The sequence below is a fragment of the Enterococcus sp. NBRC 3427 genome (genome assembly GCF_007996925.1).
In the GTDB taxonomy this organism is placed as follows: domain Bacteria; phylum Bacillota; class Bacilli; order Lactobacillales; family Enterococcaceae; genus Enterococcus_B; species Enterococcus_B lactis.
Genome location: NZ_BJLL01000083.1, coordinates 1 through 7,567 on the forward strand (window position 1 = coordinate 1; position 7,567 = coordinate 7,567).

The 7,567-nt window shown below is 40.7% G+C and carries 5 protein-coding genes; 1 reads left to right on the top strand and 4 read right to left on the bottom strand.

Annotated features, from left to right (window positions below; genetic code table 11):
* Window positions 1-116: 116 nt before the first annotated feature.
* The 4 genes from ESP02_RS12420 to ESP02_RS12435 are packed head-to-tail and all read right to left on the bottom strand — an operon-like array spanning window position 117 to window position 5,116.
* Entirely contained in the window at window positions 117-1,142 is a 1,026-nt protein-coding gene (locus ESP02_RS12420) for a LacI family DNA-binding transcriptional regulator (protein WP_002373315.1), read from the bottom strand.
* A 21-nt stretch (window positions 1,143-1,163) separates the two neighbouring features.
* Entirely contained in the window at window positions 1,164-2,171 is a 1,008-nt protein-coding gene (locus ESP02_RS12425; protein ID WP_038398416.1) for an aldose epimerase family protein, read from the bottom strand.
* Complete coding sequence (pgmB, locus tag ESP02_RS12430; protein WP_002373313.1) at window positions 2,164-2,829, bottom strand: beta-phosphoglucomutase; 666 nt, start codon at window positions 2,827-2,829, stop codon at window positions 2,164-2,166. Before pgmB ends, ESP02_RS12425 begins: the two co-directional genes overlap by 8 nt.
* Window positions 2,822-5,116 carry a glycoside hydrolase family 65 protein gene (locus ESP02_RS12435; protein WP_002373312.1) on the bottom strand — a complete coding sequence of 765 codons (2,295 nt, stop codon included), beginning with the start codon at window positions 5,114-5,116 and terminating at the stop codon, window positions 2,822-2,824. The genes pgmB and ESP02_RS12435 overlap by 8 nt, the downstream gene beginning before the upstream one ends.
* Window positions 5,117-5,374: 258 nt before the next feature.
* Between ESP02_RS12435 and ESP02_RS12440 the strand changes: the two genes are divergently transcribed.
* Window positions 5,375-7,540 carry a PTS transporter subunit IIBC gene (locus tag ESP02_RS12440; protein WP_038398418.1) on the top strand — a complete coding sequence of 722 codons (2,166 nt, stop codon included), beginning with the start codon at window positions 5,375-5,377 and terminating at the stop codon, window positions 7,538-7,540.
* Window positions 7,541-7,567: the final 27 nt, after the last annotated feature.

The window sequence follows — 7,567 nt, forward strand, 5'->3', positions numbered from 1 at the left end:
TAGATTTATTTATTTTAATATTAACGTTATTTAATATTTGATTTTTAAACTTATGAAAATAACGTATTTTATGTAAAAAACTGACCATAGGATAAATGGTCAGCAAATTCAGTGATTTAACTAAGTTTTGCGCTTTCTAAAGGAACAACTGTCTCTCTTTTGATCAAGCGATGAGGGATGACCAAGCGTACGCCGCTACTTAATTCTTCATGGATCAGTTCACGCAGTTTTTGCATAGCGACACGTCCTAATTCGGAGATATCGATATCGATGCTTGTAAGGTAAGGATGTGTCAATGTTGAGAAGATCGAGTTGTTGAAGCTAATGACGGAAAGTGTCTCTGGAATGACATAACCATACATTTGTGCCAACTGCATCGTGCGAAGGGCGAAGATATCGTCAATGACTACCAATGCTGTGGCTTCGTTTTCTTTCAACGTTTTCTCAAAAGTCAGATAATCTTCTGTATGTTCCAGTACTACACTGGAAAACGCAGGAAGATCAGCCATCATCATCGCTTTTTGATAACCGAAATATCGTTCGAAATACAAACTCTCATGAGTCGTATTCGTCACGAATAGGATATTCTTATGTCCATTCTGGATCAAAAATTCTGTTGCTTGTTTGCCTAGAAGCTGGTTGTCATTATCTACATAAACGATTTCGTTTTCGTGATGATAAGGCTGTCCGATCAAAGTGAAAGGGATGTGGTTTTGGTATAAATAATCAATGACAGGGTCTTGACTATCTGAATACACTAGAATAAAACCATCTACTTGTTTTTGTAGATGCATACGCTGGACGTTCTCTAACAGTAAATCAAAATTTTTAGCAGTAGCAATCGCTGTCGTCATATCATAATTCCGAGCTTCTTCGTTGATTGCTTCCATGATCTCAAGATAAAAGGGATTCCCAATCCGCTCTTTTGAATCAAGAGGGGGTAAGATCACGCCGATGGCACTGGAAATGCGTTTTCCTAGATTGCGGGCAGTCATGTTAGGAACATAACCTAGTTCATCCATGATTTTTCGGACTTTCTTCTTTGTTGCCTCGGAGATACTAGGATGATCATTGATAACACGAGAGACGGTCGAGGTAGCAACACCGGCTTTTTTCGCCACATCTTTTACGGTAATAGCCATGATAAAAACACCTTTCTCTTGTTATTGTGCAGAGAACCGATAAATCGTCTGACTGATCCGTTCTTGACCAGGATGGAGGTTAATCGATCCAAAGTTGGGGAAATGAACGATATCAGGGATTTCTTGCGGTTCGATTGCTAATCCGTAGTTTGAATGCATCTGTTTTCCGTTGACAGAGAAATCAGCTTCAAATCCAGTCGTAGAAAATAATACCATACTTTTATTGGAAGTTGCTATAGTCATTTGACGACCAGAATGCTTCTCGAGTAATTGTAAGGAAGTTCTGGAAAGCCTAGGATGATGCAAAAGAAATACATCATCTAGTCCAGCTGGATAACAAGCAAGGATTTCTTGCAGTGTTGGAGATTTTCTAAAGTCGATGGGCAGGTCTTCTTTTTTCGTCCAATTTCCAGTAGGTAGTTTTTCTTGATCTAATTCAAGTATACCATCTAAGAAGACCGTTAACTGATGGTCATAGATGTCTCTTTTTCCATTTCCTGAAAGGTTGAAGTAGGCATGATTGGTCGGATTGCAGATGGTTTCGACCAAGCTACTGGCAGAGGTCGTCATCTCTAACTCGTTTTTTGTCAAACGGTAAGTGATCGTAGCAGTGATTGGTCCTGGATAGGTAGAAAATTCATCTTTTAAGTAAAAGACCACGCCTATTGATGAAGGAGTTTTGAAAACTTCTACTTCCCAATATTGGAAAGACCAGCCTTTCGTGCCACCGTGGATATGGTGTGATCCGCAGTTTTTCTCCAATCTATGCTCACCCCAGGAAGCATCTCGGATCCTTCCAGCTACAGGTCCGACAGTTGCGCCAAAAAAGCTTTTATCTGTTAGAACATCTTCGAAATGATCGTAAGACAATAAAATATTTTCTGATTTTCCTTCTTTGTCTGGCGCGAAGATTTGATGCAGGCGGGCACCATAGTTGAGAAGAACGACTTCTAAATAGTCGTTCTTCAACGTGATTTTCTTTATTTCAGTCTCTGGGACTGGTACGACGGAGATTTCTGGATTATCCATGGTCATGCCACTTTTCTTTTAAGTAATCAATCGTAAGAAAAGTCGTATCAGGGACAAGCGGGATCTCCTCTCCAAGGTCTTCAGCACGTCCCACGCCAATTGGTTGAGCACCACTTGAGAGGATGGCTTGGATACCAGCTTGCGCGTCCTCGATCCCGATACATTCTTCTGCTTTTAGTCCGACAGCTTTTGCTGCAAGGAGGAAGATATCTGGCGCAGGTTTTCCGCTTGCTGCTTCTGCCGGGTCGGCAATAGCGTCAAAGTAAGGTGTGAGACCCATTTTTTCAAGTAGGAAAGGCCCATTTTTACTTGCAGAAGCAAGAGCGATCTTGATTTTTTCTTCTTTTAAAGAATCTAGTAAAGGGACGACCCCAGGGAAAACATCTTTTGGTTCGATCGTCTGGATCATCTCTAAATAATAATCATTTTTTCTTTTTGCTAATTCTGCAAATTCTTCCTTTGAAAAAGAGTGTTCTTTTCCGCCATAAGCTAAAAGCAAAGAGAGAGAGTCTTCTCGGCTGACGCCTTTTAGCTGTTCGTTGAATGTGCGGTCGATCGTAATGCCGATTTCCTGACCAAGCTTTTGCCAAGCACGATAATGGAATTCGGCAGTATCGGTAATGACGCCGTCTAAATCGAACAATACCCCTTTAAACATTTGCTTCCTCCTTTCTTAGCGTTATTTCTAGGCGATCCTCTAAAGTGTAAGACTGTTCATAGACGAAAAGTTCCAGAGGCATACCTTCTAATAACTCGAAAGTAACTTGTTCATCTGTAACTGAGATGAATAATAAACGTCCGCGATAATTGATATGGAAAGAATAAGCATTCCAGGTTTTTGGCAGAAATGGTGCGAATTTCAATTGATCATGGGCGGTTTTCATTTGAGCGAATCCTTGGACGATCGACAACCAGCTGCCAGTCATGGAAGTGATGTGCAAGCCGTCTTCTGTGTCGTTATTGTAATTATCCAAATCCAAGCGAGCTGTTCGTTGGTACATTTCTACAGCTTTGTTTTCCATTCCTAATTCTGCTGCTAAAATCGAATGGATACTTGGTGAAAGGGAAGACTCATGGACAGTCATTGGTTCATAGAAATCAAAGTTTTTTTGTTTTTCTTCTTTTGTAAAAGTATCGTTGAAGAAATAAATCCCCTGTAATACATCTGCCTGCTTGATGAAGCAAGATCTAAGGATTTTGTCCCAAGACCAATGCTGGTTCAGAGGAAGATCGCTTGTGGGAATATCGGATACAGGCATGAGATCTTTATCTAAGAATGTGTCATGCTGGACAAAAATACCTAATTCTTCGTCCACTGGGAAGTACATGTTCTCTGCGATATCTTTCCATTTGGCTAGTTCTTCTTCGCTGATAGTGATAGCAGCTTCTTCTTGATAAGTTAAATAATTTTCTCGCGTGTAACGCAAGACCCAAGCTGCGATCGTATTTGTATACCAATTGTTATTGATGTTGTTTTCATATTCATTTGGTCCAGTCACTCCGTGGATCATGTATTTATTTGCTCGTTTTGAAAAATGGACACGGTCTGCCCAGAAGCGGGCGATTTCTGCTAAAACTTCCAGACCTTCATTTTTCAAATATTCCGTATCACCGGTGTAATTCGTGTAATTGTAGATTGCATAGGCGATTGCACCATTTCGGTGAATCTCCTCGAAAGTGATTTCCCACTCGTTATGACATTCGACGCCAGTGAAGGTGACCATAGGATAAAGCGCGCCTTTTAATCCTTGCTGCTGAGCGTTGTGGATCGCTTGCGGCAGCTGGTTATGCCGGTATTTCAGAAGATTCTTAGTTACCTCGGGTTTGGCTAAAGCGAGATAAAGAGGGACTGCATACGCTTCTGTATCCCAGTAAGTGGCACCGCCGTATTTTTCTCCTGTGAATCCTTTGGGGCCAATATTCAATCGTTCATCTTCGCCGTAGTAAGTAGAGAATAGTTGGAACAAATTGAACCGAATACCTTGCTGTGCTTCTTCGTCTCCTTCGATGACCACATCGGCAAGCTTCCATCGTTCTGACCAAGCCGCTGTTTGTTCTTCTTTTGCTTGGATATAATTGTTTGTCTGATTTGCTAATTCTGAGACGGCTTTTTCTGCTTGCTGCGCTTCTGGGATATCTCGACTAGTAAGAACGATGATTTCTTTCTCTACTGTCCATGTCTCGCCTTGAGATAATTCAGCAGACAGGCAACCATGTAAGGCTAAAGTATCTTCGTGATAGTCAGGAACGACTGCTTTTCCGTTAACGAAATGACGCATTGCTGCAGTAACAGTGAATTGTTCGATCCCGAAGTTATTTGGAATAGTTTTGGTTGTCAAATAGCCGATTTCTTCTATGGTTCCACGATCGATCTCATTCCAAAAATGTTCATCATAGTTGCTGTCTTCGTTTTGGACATTTCCATCCAATTTCGATACGAGGTCGACTGTTCCATTACCTTCAAGCATTTCTATAGTTAAATGGATGTAAGCCGCTTCTTTTTTGACAATGCTTAAAAAACGTTCAAAGGAGATACGTACTTTATTAGTAGAAGTAGTAATTGTGAACGTACGAGATAGCACACCATTTTTCATATCTAGTTCCCAATAAAAATCTTCTGGTTCCAAAGAAGCCAAGTCGATCAGCTGATCGTTGATCGAAATATCTATTGCGATAAAGTTCAAGGCATTGATCACTTTTCCAAAGTACTCTGGATAACCGTTTTTCCACCAGCCGACACGTGTCTTATCAGGATACCAGACACCTGCCAAATAAGTACCTTGATGGTGGTCCCCTGAGTAAGTTTCTTCAAAGTTCCCACGCATCCCCATATAACCGTTTCCAATACTTGTCAGAGATTCTTGCAGTCGAAGATTTTTTTTATCTAATTGGGTCGTGCTGATTTTCCATGGATCAATAGCAAATAGTCGTTTGATCTGTTTCATTGTTCTCCTCCTAATGAGCTGTTTTATACGTTCATAATAAACGCAACCGATTGCGTAAGTCAATAGACAATAGGAAATATTTCATAGAAAAAAGCATAAAAATAAATTTTTTTCGAGCTATTTATAGAAGGAAACTTATGTATTATGGGTTTTAAAGAATGGTATAGACAGAAGAATAAAAAATAAAGCATTTACAAAAAAGAAAACGCACGCTATAATACATTTAACGAAACCGATTGCGTAAAGGAGCTAAACGGAATGAAAAAGATATTTAGTTTTGAGTTTTGGCAAAAATTTGGAAAGGCTTTAATGGTTGTGGTGGCAGTGATGCCGGCAGCTGGATTGATGATCAGTATAGGGAAATCAATTCCTTTGATCAATCCTGAGTGGACGCCGCTTGTTACAACGGGCGGAGTAATAGAAAATATTGGTTGGGCAATTATTGGTAATCTTCATATTTTATTTGCTTTAGCAATAGGAGGAAGTTGGGCAAAAGAACGAGCAGGTGGGGCATTTGCTGCTGGGATCTCATTTATTTTGATCAATCGGATCACTGGGGCCATCTTTGGTGTCACAAGCGACATGCTTGCGAATGAAGATGCGTTTACTCACACTCTTTTCGGTACGAAAATCATGGTTAAAGGGTTCTTTACAAGTGTGTTGGAAGCACCAGCTTTGAATATGGGTGTATTTGTAGGGATCATCGCTGGTTTTGTCGGGGCAATGGCTTATAATAAGTACTATAATTATAGAAAATTACCGGATGCTTTGTCTTTCTTCAATGGAAAGCGCTTTGTTCCGTTTGTCGTTATCTTATGGTCAACGATCGTGGCATTGATTCTTGCTGTTGTGTGGCCAAACGTACAGGCCGGAATCAATAATTTTGGTTTATGGATTGCAGAATCACAGGAAAGCGCACCGATTCTAGCACCGTTTTTATTTGGTACATTGGAACGTTTGCTATTACCGTTCGGATTGCATCATATGCTGACGATTCCTATCAACTATACACAGCTTGGCGGATCGTACGAGATTTTATCAGGTGCACAGGCAGGAACACAAGTTTTTGGACAAGATCCGTTATGGTTAGCTTGGGCCACTGATTTAGTGAATCTTAGAGGTGCAGGGGATATGTCACAATATGAATTTGTGTTGCATAACTGGACACCGGCTCGTTTCAAAGTAGGACAAATGATTGGTTCTTCGGGTATTTTGATGGGGATGGCATTTGCGATGTACCGTAATGTCGATCCTGATAAGAAAGCAAGATATAAATCAATGTATTTTTCAGCAGCGTTAGCTGTCTTTCTAACAGGTGTAACAGAACCATTGGAGTTCATGTTCATGTTTGCGGCTGTACCATTATATGCCATTTATTCAGTCATTCAGGGAGCTGCATTTGCGATGGCAGACATTTTACCATTGCGGGTCCATTCATTTGGAAATATCGAATTGCTGACGCGGACACCATTAGCTATCAAAGCGGGTCTAGGTGCAGATCTTATCAACTTCGTGTTATGTGTGATCGTTTTTGGTGTTGTTACGTATTTCTTAGCAAATTTCTTGATCAAAAAATTCAACTTTGCTACACCTGGGCGTAACGGAAATTATGACAATGACAGTGAAGAAACCACTGTATCTAACAGTGGAACAGGAACAGCAGATCAGCAAGTGGTTCAGATCATTCATTTGTTGGGCGGAAAAGAAAATATCAAAGATGTCGATGCCTGTATGACTCGTTTACGTGTAAGTGTAAACGATCGGGAAAAAGTTGGGACTGAAGAAGCCTGGAAACGAGCAGGAGCAATGGGGCTAATCGTCAAAGACAATGGAGTCCAAGCAGTTTATGGACCAAAAGCAGATGTCTTGAAATCAGATATCGAAGATTTGTTGCAATCAGGAGCAGAGATTCCAGAGCCGCAAATGGTTTCTACAGGAAATGGACAAGCAGATAGTAAGCATTACTTAGGTATAGAACAAGAACTAGTTTCCGCAGCTTCTGGGGAAGTGATTCCTTTAGCTGAAGTAAAAGATCCAGTATTCTCACAAAAAATGATGGGTGATGGCTTTGCTGTTATTCCAACGTCAAGAGAAGTTGTTGCGCCGATCGCTGGAAAAGTGACAAGTATTTTCCCTAGCAAACATGCAATTGGGCTAGAAACGAAAGATGGCGTCGAAGTTTTGATCCATATGGGGATTGATACAGTCCAAATGAATCAGTCAGCTTTTGAGATTGCTGTCAAAGAAGGACAAAAAGTAGGAACAGGAACGAAATTAGCTGAGATGAATCTTGAGGTGATCCAAAACGAAGAAAAAGATCCAACGATCATGATCGTATTTACGAATGATAAAGTGGAAGAAGTAGTGATCAAGCAATTAGGGACAGTGGCAGTTGGTAAAGTGATCGGCTCCATTAAAATATAAGGGGAGGTTGTGAAATCAGCGTCCTGA

What these genes read in the sequence shown, in the direction of transcription:
- ESP02_RS12420 (WP_002373315.1), bottom strand. Translation starts at nt 1,142, where the DNA reads ATGGCTATTACCGTAAAAGATGTGGCGAAAAAAGCCGGTGTTGCTACC.
- ESP02_RS12425 (WP_038398416.1), bottom strand. Translation starts at nt 2,171, where the DNA reads ATGGATAATCCAGAAATCTCCGTCGTACCAGTCCCAGAGACTGAAATA.
- pgmB (WP_002373313.1), bottom strand. Translation starts at nt 2,829, where the DNA reads ATGTTTAAAGGGGTATTGTTCGATTTAGACGGCGTCATTACCGATACT.
- ESP02_RS12435 (WP_002373312.1), bottom strand. Translation starts at nt 5,116, where the DNA reads ATGAAACAGATCAAACGACTATTTGCTATTGATCCATGGAAAATCAGC.
- ESP02_RS12440 (WP_038398418.1), top strand. Translation starts at nt 5,375, where the DNA reads ATGAAAAAGATATTTAGTTTTGAGTTTTGGCAAAAATTTGGAAAGGCT.